This is a genomic window from Streptomyces sp. NPDC021100, from assembly GCF_044333095.1.
Taxonomy (GTDB): domain Bacteria; phylum Actinomycetota; class Actinomycetes; order Streptomycetales; family Streptomycetaceae; genus Streptomyces.
On the sequence record NZ_JBIRQH010000005.1, the window covers coordinates 149925 to 170867 of the forward strand.

16 protein-coding genes are annotated in these 20943 nt (G+C 73.5%); 10 read left to right on the forward strand and 6 right to left on the reverse strand.

The features are described 5' to 3' along the window. The first annotated feature begins 341 nt into the window (after positions 1 to 341). Both ACH4PU_RS12805 and ACH4PU_RS12810 read left to right on the forward strand, forming a co-directional pair. Positions 342 to 1754, forward strand: a complete 1413-nt coding sequence (locus ACH4PU_RS12805; protein WP_398270307.1) for a phenylacetate--CoA ligase family protein — start codon at positions 342 to 344, stop codon at positions 1752 to 1754. Beyond that, positions 1751 to 2674 carry a hypothetical protein gene (locus ACH4PU_RS12810; RefSeq protein ID WP_398270310.1) on the forward strand — a complete coding sequence of 308 codons (924 nt, stop codon included), beginning with the start codon at positions 1751 to 1753 and terminating at the stop codon, positions 2672 to 2674. The genes ACH4PU_RS12805 and ACH4PU_RS12810 overlap by 4 nt, the downstream gene beginning before the upstream one ends. Positions 2675 to 2720: 46 nt before the next feature. Here ACH4PU_RS12810 and ACH4PU_RS12815 read toward each other — a convergent pair whose 3' ends face one another. Together ACH4PU_RS12815 and ACH4PU_RS12820 are read right to left on the reverse strand one after the other, a co-directional pair. Continuing rightward, the gene (locus ACH4PU_RS12815) at positions 2721 to 3026 is read right to left on the reverse strand and encodes a helix-turn-helix domain-containing protein (protein WP_398270896.1); all 306 of its coding nucleotides are present in this window, start codon (positions 3024 to 3026) and stop codon (positions 2721 to 2723) included. Positions 3027 to 3109: 83 nt separating this feature from the next. Further along, on the reverse strand, positions 3110 to 3382 hold the full coding sequence (locus ACH4PU_RS12820) for a hypothetical protein (protein ID WP_398270313.1): 273 nt from the start codon (positions 3380 to 3382) through the stop codon (positions 3110 to 3112). Between the two features lie 434 nt (positions 3383 to 3816). On the opposite strand from ACH4PU_RS12820, the gene ACH4PU_RS12825 reads away from it, so the two are divergent. From ACH4PU_RS12825 to ACH4PU_RS12850, 6 genes are all read left to right on the forward strand, one after another. Next, positions 3817 to 4428 (forward strand): transposase, encoded by a 612-nt coding sequence (locus tag ACH4PU_RS12825; RefSeq protein ID WP_398270316.1) that lies wholly within the window; start codon positions 3817 to 3819, stop codon positions 4426 to 4428. A 102-nt stretch (positions 4429 to 4530) separates the two neighbouring features. After that, complete coding sequence (locus ACH4PU_RS12830) at positions 4531 to 8412, forward strand: type I polyketide synthase (protein WP_398270319.1); 3882 nt, start codon at positions 4531 to 4533, stop codon at positions 8410 to 8412. Between the two features lie 163 nt (positions 8413 to 8575). Continuing rightward, complete coding sequence (locus tag ACH4PU_RS12835; protein ID WP_398270321.1) at positions 8576 to 9355, forward strand: TIM barrel protein; 780 nt, start codon at positions 8576 to 8578, stop codon at positions 9353 to 9355. A 196-nt stretch (positions 9356 to 9551) separates the two neighbouring features. Next, positions 9552 to 10427, forward strand: coding sequence for a 2-hydroxy-3-oxopropionate reductase (locus ACH4PU_RS12840; RefSeq protein WP_398270324.1), 876 nt, complete (start codon positions 9552 to 9554; stop codon positions 10425 to 10427). Beyond that, the gene (gcl, locus tag ACH4PU_RS12845) at positions 10424 to 12187 is read left to right on the forward strand and encodes a glyoxylate carboligase (protein ID WP_398270327.1); all 1764 of its coding nucleotides are present in this window, start codon (positions 10424 to 10426) and stop codon (positions 12185 to 12187) included. The genes ACH4PU_RS12840 and gcl overlap by 4 nt, the downstream gene beginning before the upstream one ends. Positions 12188 to 12334: 147 nt before the next feature. Continuing rightward, positions 12335 to 13030 carry a hypothetical protein gene (locus tag ACH4PU_RS12850; protein WP_398270330.1) on the forward strand — a complete coding sequence of 232 codons (696 nt, stop codon included), beginning with the start codon at positions 12335 to 12337 and terminating at the stop codon, positions 13028 to 13030. 254 nt (positions 13031 to 13284) lie between these two features. Here ACH4PU_RS12850 and ACH4PU_RS12855 read toward each other — a convergent pair whose 3' ends face one another. Together ACH4PU_RS12855 and ACH4PU_RS12860 are read right to left on the reverse strand one after the other, a co-directional pair. Next, on the reverse strand, positions 13285 to 13518 hold the full coding sequence (locus tag ACH4PU_RS12855; protein ID WP_398270333.1) for a hypothetical protein: 234 nt from the start codon (positions 13516 to 13518) through the stop codon (positions 13285 to 13287). Positions 13519 to 13876: 358 nt separating this feature from the next. After that, the gene (locus ACH4PU_RS12860) at positions 13877 to 14743 is read right to left on the reverse strand and encodes a LysR family transcriptional regulator (RefSeq protein WP_398270336.1); all 867 of its coding nucleotides are present in this window, start codon (positions 14741 to 14743) and stop codon (positions 13877 to 13879) included. 98 nt (positions 14744 to 14841) lie between these two features. Between ACH4PU_RS12860 and ACH4PU_RS12865 the strand changes: the two genes are divergently transcribed. Further along, positions 14842 to 15900 carry an NADP-dependent oxidoreductase gene (locus tag ACH4PU_RS12865; RefSeq protein WP_398270339.1) on the forward strand — a complete coding sequence of 353 codons (1059 nt, stop codon included), beginning with the start codon at positions 14842 to 14844 and terminating at the stop codon, positions 15898 to 15900. Between the two features lie 141 nt (positions 15901 to 16041). Here the strand turns inward: ACH4PU_RS12865 and ACH4PU_RS12870 are convergent, their stop codons facing one another. After that, positions 16042 to 17673: an AMP-binding protein gene (locus tag ACH4PU_RS12870; protein WP_398270342.1), complete on the reverse strand. Its 1632-nt coding sequence runs from the start codon at positions 17671 to 17673 to the stop codon at positions 16042 to 16044. Then, entirely contained in the window at positions 17670 to 19430 is a 1761-nt protein-coding gene (locus tag ACH4PU_RS12875) for an AMP-binding protein (RefSeq protein ID WP_398270345.1), read from the reverse strand. The genes ACH4PU_RS12870 and ACH4PU_RS12875 overlap by 4 nt, the downstream gene beginning before the upstream one ends. 586 nt (positions 19431 to 20016) lie before the next feature. Here ACH4PU_RS12875 and ACH4PU_RS12880 point away from each other — a divergent pair. Further along, on the forward strand, positions 20017 to 20481 hold the full coding sequence (locus ACH4PU_RS12880; RefSeq protein WP_398270348.1) for an SAV_915 family protein: 465 nt from the start codon (positions 20017 to 20019) through the stop codon (positions 20479 to 20481). Positions 20482 to 20943 lie beyond the last annotated feature (462 nt).

Below are 20943 nucleotides of genomic sequence, written 5' to 3' on the forward strand. Positions count from 1 at the left end.
GCCCGCCCCTGCCCGACCCCCGCTCGGAAGAGTTCCCCCGGTCCCCGGTCCGTTGAACGGACCGGATCATTGCCCATGCGCAGTGATCGCGCCACTGTGTTTCCCGTCAAGGGACGGAAGGCCGGTGCTCCTGCGGGAGTCAGGCCGACGTCCGATCGCGGTAAACAGGGGAGGCACATATGAGCGCCATCAAGACGAGCGCGAAGCAGTTCAAGTACGTCATGGGCGCGATGACGGCGGTCTTCTTCGGCGCTTGTTCCGCCAGCTGACGTAGACCCGGGGGTGGGGGCGGTTCGCCGCCCCCACCCCTTCGTCCTGTTCGAGGTGCGAGGGAGGCATCAGTGCTGGAGACGGCTGTCCGGCAGGTGCGGGTGGCCACGGCCATGGTGTTCGGCCGGCGGCTGGACGTACGGGCCGTGGAACGGCTGGTCGCCGACGCGCTCGTCACGCTGGAGGAGTTCGGCTCGCTCGGCGACGACGTCGACGAACTGGCCGACGGACCGTTCACCGATCCGGCCGAGCGCCGCGACCTGCAGAACCGGGCGCTCCAGCGCACCGTGCGCAGGCTCGCCGCACGCTCGCCCTTCTACCGGGAACGGCTCGCCGGAGTGGACCCGGCCGGGATCACGACCGAGTCGCTCACCCGCATCCCGGTGACGCGCAAGGCCGACCTGATCGCCCGCCCCGCCGACTTCCTCTGCGGCGACCCGTACCTGGTGACGCAGACCACCGGCACCACCGGCGCGCCGGTCCGGATCTGGCTCTCCCGCTACGAGATGGAGCTGTGGCCCGCCCTGATCGCGCTGTCCCTGGTGCTCCGCGGCGACCTCGGCCCCGGCGACCGGATGCAGATCAACCTCAGCTCGCGGGCGACCGCCGCCGTACAGGAGGACGTCGAGGTGTGCCGCCTCGCCAACGCCGCCTGTCACGTCGTGGGACAGGTCCCGCCCGAGGAGTCCGTCGAGCACCTGGTCGGCCGCTCCGGCCCCCGGCCGACGGTGCTCACCGGCAATCCCAGCTACCTCGCCCGCATGGTGGGCGTCGCCCGCGAACGGGGATACGGACCACAGGACTTCGGGCTGCGCGCGGTCTACGCGGGAGGGGAGATGCTGTCGCGCAACCTGGCGGCCGCCTTCCGCGAGACCTTCGGCGCGCGCACCGTCGGCGACTCCTTCGGGATGACCGAGCTGCTGCCCGTCAGCGGCCGCACCTGTACCCACCATCACCTGCACATCGACCCCAACATGGGGTACACGGAGGTCCTCGACCTGGAGACGGGCGAGCCCGCCGGGCCCGGCCGCCTCGGCGAGCTGACGGTCACCCCGTACTTCCCCTACCGGGAGTGCATGCCCGTCCTGCGGTACAACACCGGTGACGTGGTCCGCACCCTGGACGGCGAGCCCGCCTGCGAACTCGCCGCGGTCCCCGCGGTCTCCCACATCCTCGGCAAGGCCGGACAGCTGCACCGCACCGCCGACGCCGTCGTCACCCCGCGCGACATCGTGGAGGCGCTGGACGGCACCCCCGGCCTGCCGTGGCCGCTGCGCCACCGGGCCGAGGTCACCGCCCAAGGCCGGCTGCGCGTGGAGGTCGCCTCCAAGGAACTCGGCGCGGCCGACGTGACCGAACGGCTGCGGGCCGAGGGCATCGACGCCGACGTCACCGTCCTGCCACTGGACGACGCGGAAGCGGCGCTCCGCTTCCCGCTCCGCTGCGACCTGCTGGAGCACACCTTCACCCGGAGCCACGCATGACGGTCTTCTTCCAACTCGCGGTCAGCTGCGCCCTGGCACTCGCGGTGTGCGTCGGCGCCGTCGGCTACTTCCGCAGCGTCCGCACCCCCCGGCCGCCGATCGGCGTCTTCAACGGCGCCGACATCTTCGTGATGATGGGCTTCGTCCTGGCGCTGCCGTACCTCTACCTGGCGCTGCCCGGCGCGGTCCTGCCGGTGGTGCTCGCGGTGGCCTTCGCGGGCGGGCTGTCCGTCGGCTACCAGCCCGTCATCGGGGACGGAAGGCTGCGCTGGGCGCTGATCGCCGCGCTGATCGCGGCCGTGCTCGGCGCCCACCTCGCCTTCGGCGACACCGCCGCGCCGTACTGGATCGCCAACAGCTGCGTCGTCGGCCTGGTCGTCGTCTCCGCCACCAACATCAACGTCCAGGGCGGGATGCGGCTGAGGAACGTCGCGTGGTTCCTGCTCGCGCTCACCGCCTACGACGCGTTCTTCGCCTGGGTCGTCCCCCTGACCGAGGAACTGTCCGACGCGGTCCAGGGCTACCCCTTCGCCCCCGCGGCCGGGCTGCGCGTCGGGGAGGACCTCGGTGTCGTGCTCGGCATGGGCGACCTGCTGGCCTACGCGCTCTTCACCACGGCCGCCTACAAGGCGTACGGGAAGGCGGGGCTGCGCACCGGGATCGTGCTGGTCGTGCTCTTCGGCGCCGTGGCCCCGGTGGCCACCCTGCACATCGTCGGCGCGGTCACGGGGCACCCGGCGGCGCTGATCCCGGCCCAGGTGTTCTTCGGCCCGGCGGCCTTCGCCGGCCACCTGCTCCTGCGCCGCCGGGGCCCGGAACGGCGGATGGCCGAACTCGCGTTCCGCCGCGACCGGATCGGAGCCCCGGGGACGGCGGCCGGCCGGCGCCAGGGGCAGGAGGCGGCACGGCTCCTCGGCTGACGCCTTGCCGGCACGGTGTACGGGCGGGGTACGGCCGGCCGCCCGGCTACTCCGCCCTGTTCAAGTAGTTGTAAACGGTGAACCGGCTGACCCCCAGCGCCGCCGCGACCTTCTCCACGCCGTGGCGGAGGGTGAAGGCGCCGCGGGATTCCAGGTTGCGGACGATGGACTGCTTGGTTCTGCGGTCGAGTTGGGCCAGGGGGGCGCCATGGCGGCGTTCGAGGTCGGTGAGGATGCGGTCGAGGGAGTCGGCGAGGTGGGGGAGGCGGACGGCGAGGACCTCGTGACCCTCCCAGCTGAGGACCACGTCGTCCGGTAGGGCCTCGGCCGGGTCGAGGAGGAGGCCGCCCATCGCCTCCACCAGGGGGGTCACCGCGGCGCGGAAGCGGTCGGCGTCCGGGGAGGGGTTGGGGGAAGGGCTCGGGGAAGGACGTGTCACGGGCCGGTCCTCGGGGTGCCTTCCGGCGCGTCCAGGACGTTCAGCTGGAGGGAGACGCGCGTCGCGCCCGCGCCTATCGATCGGCGCAGCAACTCCCCCACGGCGGCGAGGACCGCTTCCGCCCCGCCCTCGGCCGTGTTGCCGAAGGGGCCGACGTCCACGTGGTCGAGGCCGGCGTCCTGGACCACGTCCCGGGCCACGACGGCGTGCGGAGGCGGGCGGTCGAGGTCGAACGGCTCCGTGGTGAATTCCACTCTCAGTCGCACCATGCCGCCACGGTATCCGGCCCGGCGTCTCACTTGGCCGCCGTCCAAATTTGTACGTTCGAAAGAGGGTTCACTCTGTGTCGGCGACGCCCGGCCGCCGACGCCACGCTCGGTGACGGGGTCGGATGGCGGGGCGGTCGAGTTCCCCGTCGGTTTTCACGACCTCCCTGGCGGGAGTGCCACCAAGTGAGACATGAAAAATATTTGGTGACGTGGATCACATTGCCGCTTCTGTGATGGTACATCCATCATTGTGTTGGCCAACGATTAAAGGTGCTCTTTCGGGATCTCGGACCACACGTCCCGAATGCCCCGCAGGCAAAAGGCCGTTGCCGAAAGACGCCGGTCCGGTCCCCATCGCCGTGGACACCGGCCGACGAACGACGCGCACCCCCGTTTCCCCTACCGCGTGCACACGTGATTACGGAGAAAACGAAGTGAGCTCACCCGCGTTATCCACCCGCCCGTCGGCGCCGGACTTCCGGAGCCCCCTCGCCCTCTCCCTGCCCGCGCCCGCGCCGACCGTCCTCACCGGACGCCTCGTCCCGGACGACCTCTGGCACCTGGCGAAGGAGGCGATACCGCCCACGCCGAAACGGCCACAGGGTGGCGGGCAGCGCCGGGTCGACGACCGCGAGGTGCTGGCCGCCATCGTGTTCGTGGCGGGATCCGGCTGCAGTTGGCGCCGGCTGCCCCCGGTCTTCGGCGCCTCCTGGCAGACCGTGCACCGCCGTTTCACCGAATGGAGCGCCGCGGGCCTCTGGGACCTGCTGTGCGCCGCCGCCGAACACCGCGCCGCCGGGGCGCGCGCCGACTGGACGCTCACCGTCTGCCGCCGCATCCGAGCCCGCGCCGCCGCGTCCTCCGGATCGCCCGGTTCGCCCAGCCCCTCCAGTCTCTCCGGCTCTACCGGTTCATCCGGCTCGTGGGTCTCCTCAGCCTCCGTCGTCCCGGCCGTCCGTCCCGTCGACGTGCCCCCATCGGACGCCCCGCGGCGCGTGCCCCTCGTCACCGTCGACGTTGCCGCTGCCGCTGCCGCCGCCCGCTGAGCCCTTCCCCCTTTCGACGGAAACACCTGTGCCGTTTCCGTCGTCACTACCTCCCCCCGCTCCACCCACCCTTTTCCCTTCCAAGCGAACGGAATGACGCGCATGCTTCAGCAGCGAGAATCGGTCGCGCTCATCGGAATCGGCTGCCGGTTCCCCGGCGGCATCGACTCCCCGGAATCGTTCTGGAATTTCCTCTCCGGCGGCAAGGTGTCCGTCGAACCCACCCCCGAAGACCGCTGGCGCCCCTACACGAAGATCAGCCCGGAGTTCTCCGAGGCTTTGCGCCGCGCCGACCGGCCGGGCAACTTCATCGGCGACGTCGACGGTTTCGACGCCGAGTTCTTCGGCATCACGCCGCGCGAGGCGGAGTTCATGGACCCGCAGCAGCGGCTCGTCCTCGAAGTGGCGTGGGAGGCGCTGGAGCACGCCGGCATGGCGCCGCGCTCGGTGGCGGGCTCCGACGCCGGCGTCTACATCGGCACCTGCTCCGACGACTACGGGCGGCGGCTGCTGGAGGACCTGCCCCGCATCGAGCCGTGGACGGGCATCGGCGCCCAGCTCACCGGCATCGCCAACCGCGTCTCGCACGTCCTCGACCTGCACGGCCCCAGCTTCGTCCTGGACTCCGCCTGCTCGGCGTCGCTCGTGGCGGTGCACCTGGCCTGCCAGTCGCTGCTCACCGGCGAGACGTCCCTCGCCCTGGCCGGCGGCGTCAACATCATCCTCTCGCCCGCGTACACCCTCACCCTGGAGGCGGCCGGCGCCCTCTCCCCCGACGGCCGCAGCAAGCCGTTCGACGCGGAGGGCGACGGCTACGGGCGCGCCGAGGGCTGCGGCGTCCTGGTGCTCAAGCGGCTGGCGGACGCCGAGCGGGACGGCGACCGGATCCTCGCCGTGATCCGCGGCTCGGCCGTCGCCCAGGACGGCGCGACCAACGGCATCATGGCCCCCAACCCCGACGCCCAGCGCGACCTGCTCCGCCTCGCCTGGCGGCAGGCGGGCCTGGACCCGGCCACCGCGGGTTACATCGAGGCGCACGGCACCGGCACCCGGCTCGGCGACCCCGTCGAGGCGTCCGGTCTGCACGCGGTGTTCGGCACCGGGCGGCCGGACGGCAAGCCGTGCTGGATCGGCTCGGTGAAGTCCAACATCGGCCACGCCGAACCCGCTTCGGGCGTCGCCGGGATCATCAAGGCCACGCTGATGCTCCGCGAGGCGGAGCTGGCGGCGACGGTGCTGGCCGGCGAGCCGAGCCCCGACATCCCCTGGGACGACTGGGGGCTGCGGCTGGTCACCGAGCACCAGCCGTGGCCGAAGGGCGACACCCCGCGCCGGGCCGGCGTCTCCGGGTACGGGTACGGCGGCACCATCGGGCACATCGTCCTGGAGGAGGCGCCCGCCGGCACCGAGGAGCCCGTCGCCGAGCCGGACGGCGCCGTCCGCGCGTACCCCCTCTCGTACCGCTCCCGCGCCGGGATCACCGCCTACGCGGCCCGCCTCGCCGACTGGCTGGAGCAGCACCCGGGGACCCCGCTCTCCGCCGTCGGCCACACCCTCGCCACCCGCCGCAGCCACCTGGAGCACCGGGCGACCGTCGTCGCCGACGGCCGTGCCGAACTCGTGGCCCGGCTGCGAGTGTTGGCGGCGGACGAGACCGGAGAGCAGCAGCTGGACGGCGTCGTCACCGGTGCCGTACCGCCCGGGGGCGCGGCGGACGCCGGGACGGTGTGGGTGTTCTCGGGGCACGGCTCGCACTGGTCGGGGATGGGGGCCGAACTGCTGGCCGGGCGTCCGGAGTTCGCGGCCGTCATCGACGCACTGGAGCCCGTGTTCCGGGAGGAGCTGGGCTTCTCGGCCCGGCAGGCCCTGCTGGACGGCGACTTCGACTCCGTCGACCGCGCCCAGTCCATGATCTTCGCGATGCAGGTGGGCCTCGCCGAGGTGTGGCGGGCGCACGGACACCGGCCGTCGGCCGTCATCGGGCATTCGGTGGGCGAGATCGCCGCGGCCGTGGTGGCCGGGGCGCTGAGCCTGGAGGACGGCGCCCGGCTCAGCGGCCGGCGGTCGGCGCTGCTGCGCCGGGTGGCGGGCCAGGGCGCGATGGCCATGGTCGGGCTGCCCTTCGACGAGGTGGCGGCGCGGCTCGCGGACGGCGGGCGGATCTCGGCCGCCATCGCGTCGTCGCCGCTGTCGTCGGTGGTCTCCGGCGACGCCGGGGCCGTGGCGGAGCTGGTCCGCGACTGGCAGGCGGAGGGCCTGCCGGTACGGAACGTCAACTCCGACGTCGCCTTCCACAGCCGGCACATGCTGGAGCTCACGGACGGCCTGCGCGACGCCCTGCAGGAACTGGCCCCGCGCGCGCCGGAGGTGCCGCTCTACACCACGGCCCTCGCCGACCCCCGCTCCGACGCCCCGCACGACGCCGCGTACTGGGTGGCCAACCTGTGCGAACCGGTCCGGCTCGCACAGGCGGTGACCGCGGCCGTCGAGGACGGGCACCGCCGCTTCCTGGAGGTCTCGCCGCATCCGGTCGTCTCCCACTCGATCGGCGAGACGCTGGCCCACCTGGACGTCACCGGCGCGCACATCGGGCACAGCCTCCGCCGCGACAAGCCCGAAGTGCGGACACTGCTCGGGCAGTTGGGCGGGCTGCACGCGCACGGGGCGGAGATCGACTGGTCGCGCCACCACCCGGCCGCGCCCCCGGCGGAGCTGCCCCCGGTCGTCTGGCAGCACCGCAGGCACTGGCTCGACGCCGTGCTGCCGGCCGCCGCGGTCGTCTCCCACCAGCACGACATCAGCGGCCACACCCTGCTCGGCGCTCCCGTGGACCTCGCCACCACCAACGGCACCGCGCTACGGGTGTGGAACACCGTCCTGGACGAGGCCAGCCGCCCCTTCCCCGGCGGGCACTCCCTGCACGGCGCCTCGATCGTCCCCGCCTCCTCGATCATCCACACCTTCCTGGAGGCCGCCCCGGGCGTCGGCGGCAGCAAGGCCCTGTTCGACCTCTCGCTGCGCTTCCCCATCGCCCTCGCCTCCGCACGCGAGGTGCAAGTGGTACGGGAGGGGCTGGAGCTGCGACTCAGCACCCGGGCCGTGGGCGCGAAGGGCGGCCCGGGCAACTGGCTGACGCACACATCCGGTTCGACCCTGGCCGACAGCGCCGTGCCGTTCCCGGACGCCTTCCTGACCGTACGGGCCCCGGAGGATCTCGAGACCGCCGACCCGTCGGTGGTGATCGGCCGGCTGGACGCGATCGGTGTCGAGGGGATCGCCTGGCCGTGGGAGGTACGCGAACTCCTCCAGGGCGAGAACGTGCTGCGGGCCGTGATCCACGCCCCCGCCGTACCGGGCGACCAGGTCACCTGGGCGCCGCTGCTGGACGCGGCCCTCGGCGTCGTCCCCGTCATCTACGGCGGGCCGCCCACCGTCCGGATGCCCGCCCACATACGCGAGGTGCGCGTGGTGGGCGAGGCGCCCGAGACCGGTGTGGTGGACATCCGGCTCGTGGACCCGGAGACGGACACCGTCGACATCGTCATCAGCGACGAGAGCGGGCGGCTGTGCGCCTGGCTGCCGGGGACGCGGTTCGGCGCCCTGCGCTCGGAGGCGCCGGCCGGACGCGCGGCGGAGCCCGAGCCCGCCGCCGGGCCGGACGGGCCGGCCCCCGTCGACTGGGCGTCCCTGCCGTCCGACGCCCTCGCCGCCCGGATCGACGAGGAGGTCTGCGGACGGCTGGCCCGCGAGATGAAGATCCCGGCGGCGGAACTGGACCGCGACCGGCCGCTGACCGATCTGGGGCTGGACTCGGTGATGTCGATGGTCGTCTGCGGGCAGCTGGAGAAGCTGCTCGGGATCCGGCTGCCGGTCACCGTCCTGTGGAACCACCCGACGGCGGGGGGTCTCGCGGCGTACGTGGCCGGGCAGTTGGGCGCGCGGGAGGAGGGGCAGGAGGAGGAGCAGGAGGTGGCGGCGGCGTAAGCCCTTCCCCCCTCCCGGTGACACGGCCGGCCCGTGTGCGACTCGGCGTCGCACACGGGCCGGTCCGCGTCGCGAGGTCCCTTGACAGGCCGGGGCGGGTCGGGCACCTTCTTTTCCGTTGCACGGATTCTAGATTCCACATTACGGAAGAAGGTGTCCTGTGGTGGCTCCCGACGATCAGCGCCTGGCCGCCAACCTCTCCCTCCTCCACGCCGGCCTCCCGCTCCTCGAACGCCCCGCCGCCGCGGCCGCCGCCGGCTTCACCGCCGTCGAACTGTGGTGGCCCTGGCCGGACGAGCCATGCCCTCCGCGCTCCGAACTCGACGCCCTGCGCTCCGCGTTGACGGCGGCCGGCACCCGCCTCGTGGGGCTCAACTTCTACGCGGGCCGGCTGCCCGGACCCGACCGGGGGGCGCTGTCCCTGCCGGGACGGGAGTCCGAGCGGTTCCGCGCCAACATCGACGTCGCCGCCGACTTCGCCGCGTCACTGGGGTGTACGGGCCTCAACGCCCTCTACGGCAACCGCCTGCCGGACACGGACCCGGCCCTCCAGGACGCGCTCGCCCTCGACAACCTCGTCCTCGCGGCGCGCGCGGCGCACCGGATCGGTGCGGATCTGCTGATCGAGGCGCTCAACTCCACGGAGTCGCCGGGCTATCCGCTCGTCACGGCGGAGGCGGCCGTCGCCGTGGTGGAGCGGGTCAATGCGGTGACGGGGTTGGGGAACGCGAAGTTCCTGATGGATCTGTATCACCTGGCGATGGGCGGTGCGGATCTCGACGCCGTCATCGACCGGTACGGGGGCGTGGCCGGACATGTGCAGTTCGCGGACTGGCCGGGGCGGGGGGCGCCGGGTACGGGGCGCCTCGATTTCGGTGCGCTGGTCGCGCGGCTTCGTAAGGCGGGGTACGGCGGGTGGGTCGCGCTGGAGTACCGGCCGTAGCGGGGGTGTGCCCCAGCCCCGCCCCTTCCCGTTTCTCGCGGGGGCAAGTCCCCGCACCCCCGGGCGGGCTGAATTTCAGCCCGCCCGGCGATTGAGGACGAGCGGCGAAGCCGCGACAAGGGGGGTCTGGGGCGCAGCCCCCAGGAACCGGCGAAGGGGCGGGACCGGGGCACACCCCACAACCGAAAGGAACCCCATGCACATCGCCTGGATCGGCCTGGGAATCATGGGCTCCCCCATGGCCCACAACCTCCTCAAAGCCAACTACCCCCTCACCGCCCACACCCTCGAACAGCACAGACTCGACCACCTCGCCGCCCACGGCGGCACCCCCGCCCCCTCCGTCGCGGAAGCCGTCCGGGACGCCGACGTCGTCATCACCATGCTCCCGGCGGACGCCGAGGTGACGGCCGTCGCACTGGACAGCGAGGACGGCGTCCTCGCACACGCCCGCCCAGGAGCACTGTTCATCGACATGTCGACGGTGACGCCGGGCACGGCCGTCACCCTGGCCCGGGAAGGCGCCGACCGCGGCCTCCGCGTCCTGGACGCCCCCGTCTCCGGGGGCGAGGCAGGCGCCGTCGAGGGCACTCTCTCCATCATGGTGGGCGGAGAGCGGGCGGACTTCGAGGCGGCGCGGCCGCTGTTCGACGTCCTCGGGTCGACGGCCGCCCTGTGCGGGCCGCACGGCGCCGGCCAGACCGTCAAGGCGGCGAACCAGCTGATCGTCGCGGCGACGCTGCAAGCCTGCGCCGAGGCCGTCGTCTTCCTGGAGCGCTCGGGAGTGGATCCGGCCGTCGCGCTGGACGTGCTGAACGGCGGGCTCGCCGGCTCGGCCGTCCTCGACCGCAAGAAGCACGCCTTCCTCGCCCGGGACTTCACCCCGGGCTTCCGGATCGACCTGCACCACAAGGACATGGGCATCGTCACCGCCGCCGCCCGCGAGGCCGGCGTCGCCCTGCCCCTGTGCGGGCTGGTCGCCCAACTGGTCGCGGCGGTCCGGGCGCAGGGCGACGGCGGTCTGGACCACTCGGCCCTGCTGCGCGGCGTGGAGAGGATGTCGGCATCATGAGCGGAGCCACGAGCGGAGTCACCGTGCCCAGGATCCCCGCGATGCGCGCGGTGGTGCGCATCCTCAAGGACGAGGGCGTCGACATCGTCTTCGGCTGCCCCGGCGCCGCCATCCTCCCGCTGTACCAGGCGCTGGAGGCGGACGGCGGCGTCGAGCACCTCGTCGTCCGGCACGAGGAGGCCGCGGCGCACATGGCCGACGGCTGGGCCCGCACCAACGGGCGGGTCGGCGTGGCCCTGGCGACCTCGGGGCCGGGCGCCACCAACCTGGTCACCGGCCTCTACACGGCGCACGCGGACTCGGTCCCGATGGTCTGCGTCACCGGCCAGGCGGTCTCCGGCAAGCTGCACCAGGAGGCGTTCCAGGCGGTCGACATCGTGGCGGTGGCCCGGCCGGTCACCAAGTGGGCCGTGCAGGTCAAGGAGGCGGCGCAGCTGCCGTGGGTCTTCCGGGAGGCGTTCCGCACCGCCCGCGAGGGGCGGCCGGGGCCGGTGCTCGTCGACATCCCGCTGGACGTGGCCCGGCACGAGATCGCGTACGCGCCCGGGACCGACGCCCGGCTGCCGGTCCGGCCCTGTCCGCCGTACGGGCCGTCCGTCGAGGCCGCCCTGGATCTGCTGCTCGCCGCGGAACGGCCGCTCGTGCTGGCCGGCGGCGGGGTCGTCACCGCGGGCGCGGCGGCGGAACTCCGGGCGCTCGTCGAGGAGCTGCGGCTGCCGTTCCAGGTGACGCTGATGGGCAAGGGTGCCATCGAGGACGACCACGAGCTCAACATGGGTACCACCGGCATCCAGACGTCCCAGCGGTATGCCAACGCCTCGTTCCTGGAGGCCGACTTCGTGCTCGCCGTCGGCGCCCGCTTCGGCGACCGCCACACCGGCGCCGACCTCTCCGTCTACCGGGGGACGCGCACCTTCGTGCAGGTGGACGTCGAACCCACCCAGCTGGGCCGGGTGGTCGCGCCGGATCTGGGGATCGTCTCGGACGCCCGGGCCTTCCTCGCCGCGCTGCTGGCCGCCGCCCGGGCCCGCTCGGCCGGGAGCGGAGCCGCCCGGCCGCGGATCGGCCCCTGGCGGGCCCGGTGCGCCGAGCTGAAGCGGACCCTCGTCCGCCGCGAGGACTTCGACACCGTGCCCGTCAAGGCGCCCCGGGTCTACAAGGAGATCAACGAGGTCTTCGGCGCGGACACGTACTTCGTCACCGCCATCGGCCTCTACCAGATCTGGGGCGGCCAGCATCAGAAGGCCCACCGGCCCCGCCACTACCAGGTCTGCGGCCAGGCCGGGCCGCTCGGCTGGGAGGTGCCGGCCGCGATCGGCGTCAAGAAGGCGCTGGAGGGCATGGGCCGGGGCGGTACGGAAGTGGTGGGCGTCGTGGGGGACTACGGGTTCCAGTACACGGTCGAGGAACTGGCGGTGGCCGCGCAGTACGCCATTCCCTTCGTACTGATCATGCTCAACAACGAGTACCTGGGCCTCATCCGGCAGGCGTCCCTGCCCTACGCCATGAACTACCAGGTCGACATCCATTACGACGAGACGGGTACGGACAACGTCAAGATCATGGAGGCGTACGGCTGTTCAGGACGGCGGGTCGTCCGGCCCGGCGACATCCGCCCGGCGATCGAGTGGGCGCGGGAGAAAGCCGTCGCCACCTCGCGTCCCGTCCTGGTCGAGATCATGATCGAGCGGGAGGCCAACACCCCGCACGGCACCGACATCGACGCCGTCCGCGAGTACGAGCCACCGCCCGCCCCCTAAACCCCCGGACGGTGGCGTCCCCACCGCCGGGTCGCGCCGCGGCGCCGCCGTCCGGGCCCCCGCTTCGGCCATTCGCGCCCCCCGCGGCGTCCGCTTCGTGGACTATGGAGTGCCTCAGTCCTACGGACCCGTTCGCTGGAGCCGACCATGGCCAAGAGCGTTCCGGTGCACTGCCCGACGTGCGGCCGGGAGCACCCGTTCACTCCGCCCACCTATCCCTGCGCCTGCGGCGCTCCCCTCACCCTGCCCGTCTCCCCCGGTTCCGTTCCGCATCCGGTCGCCCACCGCACCTGGCGCAACGGCTGGGTCGCCGTACGCTGCGGCGGCTGCGGGCGCCAGGGCCAGTGGCCCAGACCGGAGTTCGACTGCTCGTGCGGAGCTGTGGTCCAGCTCGCCGTGGAGTCCGCCGCTCCGGCCGGCGGCGAGGGGCGCGCCGGGACCCGGCGTACGAACCGGCCGGACTTCCGGCCCGTCGCCATCCGCACCGAGCGCGACGCCGTCACCGCCGCCCAGCGCTATCTGCGCTGGCTCGGCTTCGCCCAGGTCCGGCGGCCGGACCGGCCGGCCGGGCCGACGGGCACGGGCCTGGTGGACCTGCTCGCCAACGGCCTGGTCGTACGGGTCGATCCCACGACCCTGCCCACGACCACGCGGGACGTCGAGTGCCTCTGGCTGCACGCCCTCACCGAGGACGCCACCGGGGTCTGCTTCTCGCTCGCCGGCTACACGACCGAGGCCCGCTCCCGGGCGGACGACTGCCGGCTCCCGCTGTTCGTCATGGACCTCACGGGCGCGCCGCGCGCGCTCAACGCCTGCGCGGAGGAGCTGGTCCGCCGACGTTGAGGTCTTCCCGGGCCCGCCGGTGCCGGGTCTTTCCCGGGCCCGCCGGCGCTGGGCCCTTTCCGGGTCCGTCGGTGCTCGGCACTTTCCGGGGTCTGTCGGTGCTCGGCCCTTTCCGGAGTCCGCCGACGCCGAACCCTTCCCGGGCCCGCCGGCGCTGAGCCCTTCCCGGAGTCCGCCGGGGTTATCCCCTTCCCCGGCCCGCCCCGGTCGGCCCCGGTCCGCCCCGCCGTGTGCCGGACGGTCCTCGCCCGCCGTCAGCCCTGCTGCCCGGCCGGCTTCCGCAGGGCCATGACGCTGCCGACCGTCTCCGCGGCCTCCTGCTTCCACGCCTCCAGGGCGTCCTTCCCCGAGTTCACGACGCCGTCGAAGAAGCCCGCCCCGGCGGCGGGCGAACCACCGGCGGCGGACGGCGCGGTACCCCGCGCGGGGGCGGAGAGCACACCCAGGAACGCGGCGGCGCGGAGGGTCATTACGGCGAAGCTGCGCATGAAGTACCTCTAATCCGCTCATCGGCTGAGACACATCACGAATGCCCTGGGCCCGGCGGCCCCATGCCGCACGTCACCCCCACGAGGTGACCGGGGAAGCACCGAAACGTTCCCCCGGCCAGGAGTTCGGGTCATCGCCCCGCCCGGGCGCTCGTCCTCGCGCCGAGCCTCCCCGGCCGGCGGGCCGGGCAAAACGATCCGACCGGCACTCCACCCCACGGAGGGAATTGCCGGTCATGTCAGCGTATTCGGGGCGGACACGGGCACGGGCGCTCCGGAGCGCGCCGCCCGCGGGCCCGGGCGCGCTCGGCAACGGGAGGGCGCGGAGGCGGGGCGCCGAGAGGGTGCGCTCCCCCGCTCACGCCCGGAGCGCGCGGATCAGCTCGCGGACCGCCGCGCTGCCGGCGAGCTCCGGGGTCGTGACGTAGCCGACGCTCCGCCGCGGACCCGCCGGGCCCAGGTCCACGACGGTGACCCCGGCGGGGGCCATGGCCAGGGCGAGGGACGGCATGATGGCCATGCCGAGGCCCTGGGCGACCATCGAGAGGACGACGCTGTCGTCCTCCGCGTTGATCGTGGCGGGCGGGATCCAGTCCTGCCCGGCCCACCAGTCCCGGGTGTACGAGCCGCAGTTCTCGGCCCAGTCGACCAACGGCAGGGAGCGCGGCGCCGGATGGCCCGCCGGGTGGACGAGGGAGTAGGGCTCGGTGATCAGTGGTGCCGCCACCAGGCCGGGCGGCAGCGGCTGGGTGCCGTCCAGGGTGGCGATGCCCAGGTCGGCGCGGCCGTCGGCCACTTCACCCGCCGTACCGCGGCCGATCTCCCGCACGATGCGCACCTCGGGCGCGAGCCCCGGGTGCCGTGCCGCGAGCCGGGCCAGCGCGCCGGGCAGCAACTGGGCGGCCGCGCTGCGGAACGCGGCGATCCGCAGGGGCCCGACGAGCCCTTCCGGGCCCGGCCCGCGGGTCTCGGCGCCCATGGTCTCCAGCAGCCGCAGGATGCCCCGGGCCCGGGCCACGGCCCGCGTCCCGGCCGCCGTGGGGCGGGCGCCGTGCCGGCCGCGGTCGAAGAGGACGGCGCCGAGCTTGCGTTCACAGGTGCGCACGGCGTGCGAGACCGCGGACTGGGTCAGTCCCAGCCGGGCTCCGGCGGCGGTGAAGCTGCCCGCCGCGTCCACGGCGGCGAGGACGCGGAGCTCGGGGAAGGTGATCTCGTTCTGCGGCACCGGGCGAATCTACGTCCATGAACGGGGTTCATGGAAGCCCTCGGTCCATCGATGCCAGGGGCTGGGTTCCGTCCCGAGCCCCGGTCTACGGTCCTCCCATGACCAGCACAGCCCTGACCAGCCCCGTCCCGACCGGCACGCTTCCGGCCGGCACCGCGCGCGGCACCCTCCGCGCCGTCCACCAGACCGCCCGCCCGCAGGGCATGCCGACCGCCGGGCACTTCGCCTTCGTCGAGGAACCGCTGCCCGCGGTGCCGCCCGGCGCGGCGCTGGTGGAGAACCTCCTGCTGTCCGTCGATCCGTACATGCGGGAGGCGATGGACTCCGCCTGGGAGCTGGACGCGCCGTTGGAGGGCCGGTCGGTCGGTCGGGTGGTGGAGTCCCGCGATCCGGCGCTGGCCGTCGGCGACCTGGTCTTCCACCGGAAGGGCTGGCGGACGCACGCCCTGGTGTCGGCGTCGGAGGGCGCCCGGGTGCTGCCGCGCCACGACGGCGTGCCCCTGAGCACCTGGCTCGGCCTGCTGGGCGGGACGGGGCTCAGTGCCTACGTCGGCCTCACCCGGATCGCCGAGGTCCGGCCGGGGGACACCGTCTTCATCTCGGCGGCCGCCGGCGGCGTGGGCAGCACGGCCGGGCAGCTCGCCCGGCTCCTGGGGGCGGGCCGGGTGATCGGCAGCGCCGGCTCGGCCGCCAAGGTCGCGCACCTCGTGGACGACCTGGGCTTCGACGCCGCCTTCGACTACCACGACGGGCCGGTGGCCGAGCAGTTGGCGAAGGCGGCCCCGGACGGCATCGACGTCTACCTCGACAACGTCGGGGGCGACCACCTGGAGGCGGCCATCGCGTCGATGCGCCCGCACGGACGGATCGCGTGGTGCGGCGCGGTGGCCCAGTACAACAGCGCGGACGCGCCGCCCGCGCCCCGCAACCTCTACGACATCGTGGAGAAGAGCATCCGTCTGGAGGGCTTCCTGGTCCGCGAGCACGGCGACGCGCAGGCGGAGTGGGAGGAGTTCCTCGTCCCGCACATCGCGGCCGGGCGGGTGGTGCGGGACGAGACGGTCGTGGAGGGGTTCGACCGGGTCGTGGAGGCGTTCCTCGGCATGCTGGCCGGTCGGAACACGGGCAAGATGCTCGTGCGGACGGCCGCCGAGTAGAGGTGCCGCCGGACGGGCTGGACAGTGCGCCCGGGCGCACTGTCCAGCCCGTCCGGCGTTTGAGGACGAGCGGCGAAGCCGCGAAAAGCGGGGTCTGGGGCGCAGCCCCAGGAAACGGTGAAAGGGTGGGACCGGGGCCCGCTACCGCACACCCGCCCCCTCCAGCAACGCCACAGCCTCCTCCCGCAGCTCCACCTTCCGCACCTTCCCGCTCACCGTCATCGGAAAGGTCTCCATGACCCGCAGGTAGCGCGGCACCTTGTAGTGGGCGAGCCGGCCGCGGCAGTAGCGGGCCAGTTCGTCGCGGCTGAGGCCGCCCGCGTCGTCGTGGAGGATGACGCAGGCCATGATCTCCTCGCCCATCTGGTCGTCGGGCACCCCGATGACCTGGACGTCGGCGATCTTCGGGTGGGTGTGCAGGAACTCCTCGATCTCGCGCGGGTAGACGTTCTCCCCGCCCCGGATGATCATGTCTTTGCTGCGGCCGACGATCCGGACGTAGCCCTCCTCGTCCATGACCGCGAGGTCGCCGGTGTGCATCCAGCGGTCGGCGTCGATGGCCTCGGCCGTCCGCTCGGGGTCGTTCCAGTAGCCGAGCATCACCGAGTAACCGCGGGTGCACAGTTCGCCGGGCTCGCCGCGCGGGACGGTGGCGCCGGTCCCGGGGTCGGTGATCTTCACCTCGATGTGCGGGAGCACCCGGCCGACCGTGCCCGTCCGGCGGTCCAGGTCGTCCTCGCGCCGGGTCTGGGTGGAGACCGGTGAGGTCTCGGTCATGCCGTAGCAGATCGTGACCTCCTCCATGTGCATCTCGGCGACGACGCGCTTCATCACCTCGGCGGGGCAGGGCGAGCCCGCCATGATGCCGGTGCGCAGCGAGGAGAGGTCGTAGGTGGCGAAGTCCGGCAGGTCGAGCTCGGCGATGAACATCGTCGGGACGCCGTAGAGCGAGGTGCACCGCTCGCGTTCGACGGCGTGCAGGGTGGCGGTGGGGTCGAAGGTGGGCGCGGGGATGACGACGCAGGCGCCGTGGGTGGTGGCCGCGAGGTTGCCCATGACCATGCCGAAGCAGTGGTAGAAGGGGACCGGCACGGCGATCCGGTCCTCTTCCGTGTAGCCCAGCGTCTCGCCCACGAAGTAGCCGTTGTTGAGGATGTTGCGGTGGGAGAGGGTGGCGCCCTTGGCGAAACCGGTGGTGCCGGAGGTGTACTGGATGTTGACGGGGTCCTCGGGGCTCAGCCCGGCCTCCCGTTCGGCCAGCCGCTCGCGGGGCGTCCCGGCGCCGAGCCGGACCAGGCCCGTCCACGTCGGGTCGTCCAGGTAGACGACGTCGCGCAGTGCGGGGCAGTCCCCGCGGACCTGCTCGACCATGCGCCGGTAGTCACTCGTCTTGTACGCGGTGGCCGAGACCAGCACCGAGACCCCGGACTGCCGCAGGACGTAGGAGAGTTCGTGCAGGCGGTAGGCCGGGTTGACGTTGACCATGATCGCGCCGATGCGGGCGGTCGCGTACTGGACGATCACCCACTCCGGGCAGTTGACGGCCCAGATGCCGACCCGGTCGCCCTGCGCCACCCCCTTGGCGAGCAGCCCCAGCGCCACCTCCTCCACGGCGCGCCCGAACTCCGCGTAGGTCCACCGCCGTCCGCCCTGGACGTCGACGAGCGCCTCGCGTGCACCGAAGAGGGCGACGGAACGGGTGAGGCTGGTGCCGATGGTCTCTCGAAGCAGGGGGGTGTCGACGGGGCCGCCCGCGTACGAGGGTGTGCTCACCGGTGGTCTTCCTCTCTGAATTCGGTACCGCCGCCCTGCGCGGTGCGTTCGCGCAGCTCGATGCGGCGGATCTTGCCGGACACGGTCTTGGGCAGCTCGGCGAACTCCAGCCGGCGGATGCGTTTGTACGGCGCGAGGACGGCGCGCGAGTGGGCGAACAGCGCCTTGGCGGTGTCCGGCCCCGGCTCCCAGCCCTCGGCGAGGACGACGTACGCCTTGGGCACCGAGAGCCGCAGCGGGTCGGGCGCGGGCACGACGGCGGCCTCCGCGACGGCCTCGTGCTCCAGGAGCGCGCTCTCCAGCTCGAACGGCGAGATCTTGTAGTCGCTGGACTTGAACACGTCGTCCGCGCGGCCGATGTAGGTGATGTAGCCGTCCGCGTCCCGCGCGCCGATGTCGCCGGTGCGGTAGTAACCGCCGGCCATCGCCTCGGCGGTGCGCTCGGGGTCGCCGGCGTAGCCGGTCATCAGGCCGACGGGCCGGCCGGCGGGTCCGCCCGTGAGGTCGAGGCAGATCTCCCCCTCGTCGGCCGGCTCACCGGTGACCGGGTCGAGCAGGACGACGGTGAAACCGGGGCTCGGACGGCCCATCGAGCCCGGTTTCAGCGGCTGGCCGGGCGGGTTGGCGACCTGGACGGAGGTCTCCGTCTGCCCGAAGCCGTCCCGGATCGTGACGCCCCACGCGCGCCGGACGGCCTCGATGACCTCCGGGTTGAGCGGTTCGCCCGCCGCCACGACCTCGCGCGGCGGGGTGCGCAGGGCGCGCAGGTCGGCCTGGATGAGCATGCGCCAGACGGTCGGCGGGGCGCAGAAGCTCGTCACGCCGCAGCGGTCCATCTCGGCCATCAGGCGGGCCGGGTCGAAGCGCGTGTAGTTGACGACGAAGACCGTCGCGCCGGCGTTCCAGGGCGCGAAGAAGTTGGACCAGGCGTGTTTGGCCCACCCCGGCGAAGAGATGTTGAGGTGCACATCGCCGGGGCGCAGCCCGATCCAGTACATCGTGGACAAGTGGCCGATGGGGTACGAGGTGTGGGTGTGCTCGACGAGCTTGGGGCGGGCGGTGGTGCCGGAGGTGAAGTACAGGAGGAGGGGGGCGTCGGCGGGGGTGGGCCCGTCGGGCACGAAGCTCCCCTCGCTCCCCTCGCTCCCCTCTTCCGGCGCAGCGTCCTCGTACGGGAGCCAGCCGGGCGGCGGGGTGCCGCCGACGGCGATCCGGGTGTAGTCGCCCGGCACCTCGGCGAACTTGCCGGCGTCGGCGGTCCGGACGACGACGTGCCGGGCCCGGCCGCGGCCGATCCGGTCGGCGAGGTCGGCGGGGCCGAGCAGCGGGGTGGCGGGGATGACGACGGCGCGCAGCTTCATCGCGGCGAGCATGGTCTCCCAGAGCTCGGCCTGGTTGCCGAGCATGACGACGATCCGGTCGCCGGCCCGGACGCCGCGGGCGCGCAGCCGGCGGGCGGTCCGGTCGGAGCGGCGGCGCAGGTCGTCGAAGGACAGCTTCGTCTCGGAGCCGTCCTCCTCCACGATCCACAGGGCGGTGGCGTCGTTCCCCCGGGCGAGCGGGTCGAACCAGTCGAGCGCCCAGTTGAACTCCGCGGGCCGGGGCCAGACGAAGCCGTCGTACGCGGCGCGGTAGTCCTCCCGGTGGGCGAGCAGGAAGTCCCGCGCCGCCCGGAAGGTTTCGGGGCCCGACGCCGCTGCGTCCTGTACTCCCACCCTGTTCCCTGCCGCCTTCTCCGCCGCCTTCTCTGCCGCCATGTGTTCCTCCAGTTGCCGCGCGAGCCGTCGATCCGCAGGTGAGCATCGTGCGTCGGTGATCGAAGACCCGCCAGCCCCGGACGGGACTGTCCGCGCCACGCGAACAGGGGATTCCAGCCGGAGTTCGCGGGGGACGGCCGTCCCCGCACTAGTCCTTCCGAATTCTTTGCCCGCTCATGGCAGAGTGGTAGTGGGACCCGGCGCACGGGAGGGGCGCACACCCGGCGCACGGGTTCACGGCGGTCGGTCGCGCGCCGGGTGATCCGCCGTCCGCGGCCGTGCCGGGGGCGGGGAGCGCCGGTATGGCGTTGGTGTCGCGTCGATATCGCGCCGGTATCGCTTCGTATCGCGTCGCTTGCGTCAACGGGCCGTCAAGGCTCACGTGTGGCGGGTCAACAGGCTGTCAAGGAAACGGTCGTCCGGCGTCCGGCCGGGCATACCGTGGGCAGCGCGGTACCCCGGCCGCCGGCCCGGGCGCACCGTCCCTGACCCACCCTGCTCACTCCGGTTCACTTTCCTCTCATCCTTCCCGAGGACTGTCATGCGTGTAAACCGAACTCCCGCCGAAGCGGCCGCGGTGGCTGCCGTGGCAGCCACCGTGACGGCCGCCAACAGCCCGGTGGCCGACGGCGGGGAGTCCTCCGAAGAGCCCTCCCATCCCGGCGGGGCGCCGCACCCGGCCTCCGCCGTCACCTCCGCCTCCCCTGCCTCCCCTGCCGCCGCTTCCGCCTCCGCCCTCCCGGCGTCCGCGCCCGTGGCCCCCGCGCTGTACGTGCCCGTCCGGCCCTGTCCCGTCGGCTTCGCGCTGCGCGTCTTCCGTACGCCACTCGGGGGCCGGACGGCCGTCGCCTTCACCACGCCCGCGCGGCTCACCGCGTGCCTCGGCCCGCACCAGCCGACCGTCCGGCTGGCCCTGCCGGCCGTACGGGCGCTCGCCGCGCCCCTCGGCGTCACGCTCGTCTCCGTGGACCCACAACTCACCGCCCCGCCGGTCCGCCGCTCCCCCGACGGCCCGTCACCAGCGGCTCTGCTGCCCACGCTGCCGGGCTGAGCCCGCGGTCGCGGTCGCGGTCGCGGTCGCGGTCGCGGTCGCGGTCGCGGTCGCGGTCGCACGACAGGCTCGCGCGCGGCGCGGGGTTGGTTCAGGCCGGTGTGGGATCGGTTCGGGCCAGCTCAGGTCCGGTTCGGGCCGGGCTCAGGCCCGGTTCTGGCCAGCTCAGACCCAGAACGGTCCAGCTCAGACCCGGTTCGGGCCCGGCACGGCGTCGGCACGTGACCGGCACGGGCCGGAACGGTCCGGCTCAGGCCCGGCGCGGGACCGGTTCAGGCCCGGCGCGGGACCGGTTCAGGCCCGGCGCGGCGTCGGCACACGATCGGCTCAGGCCCGGGATGGACCGGCTCAGGCCCGGCGCGGGCCGGTTCGCGCGCGGCTCATGCCGCGTACGGCCGGCCGAGCGTGGTGCCGAGCTCGGGCCCGGCCGGAGCCGCACGACCGGCTCAGCCCCGCCCGCGC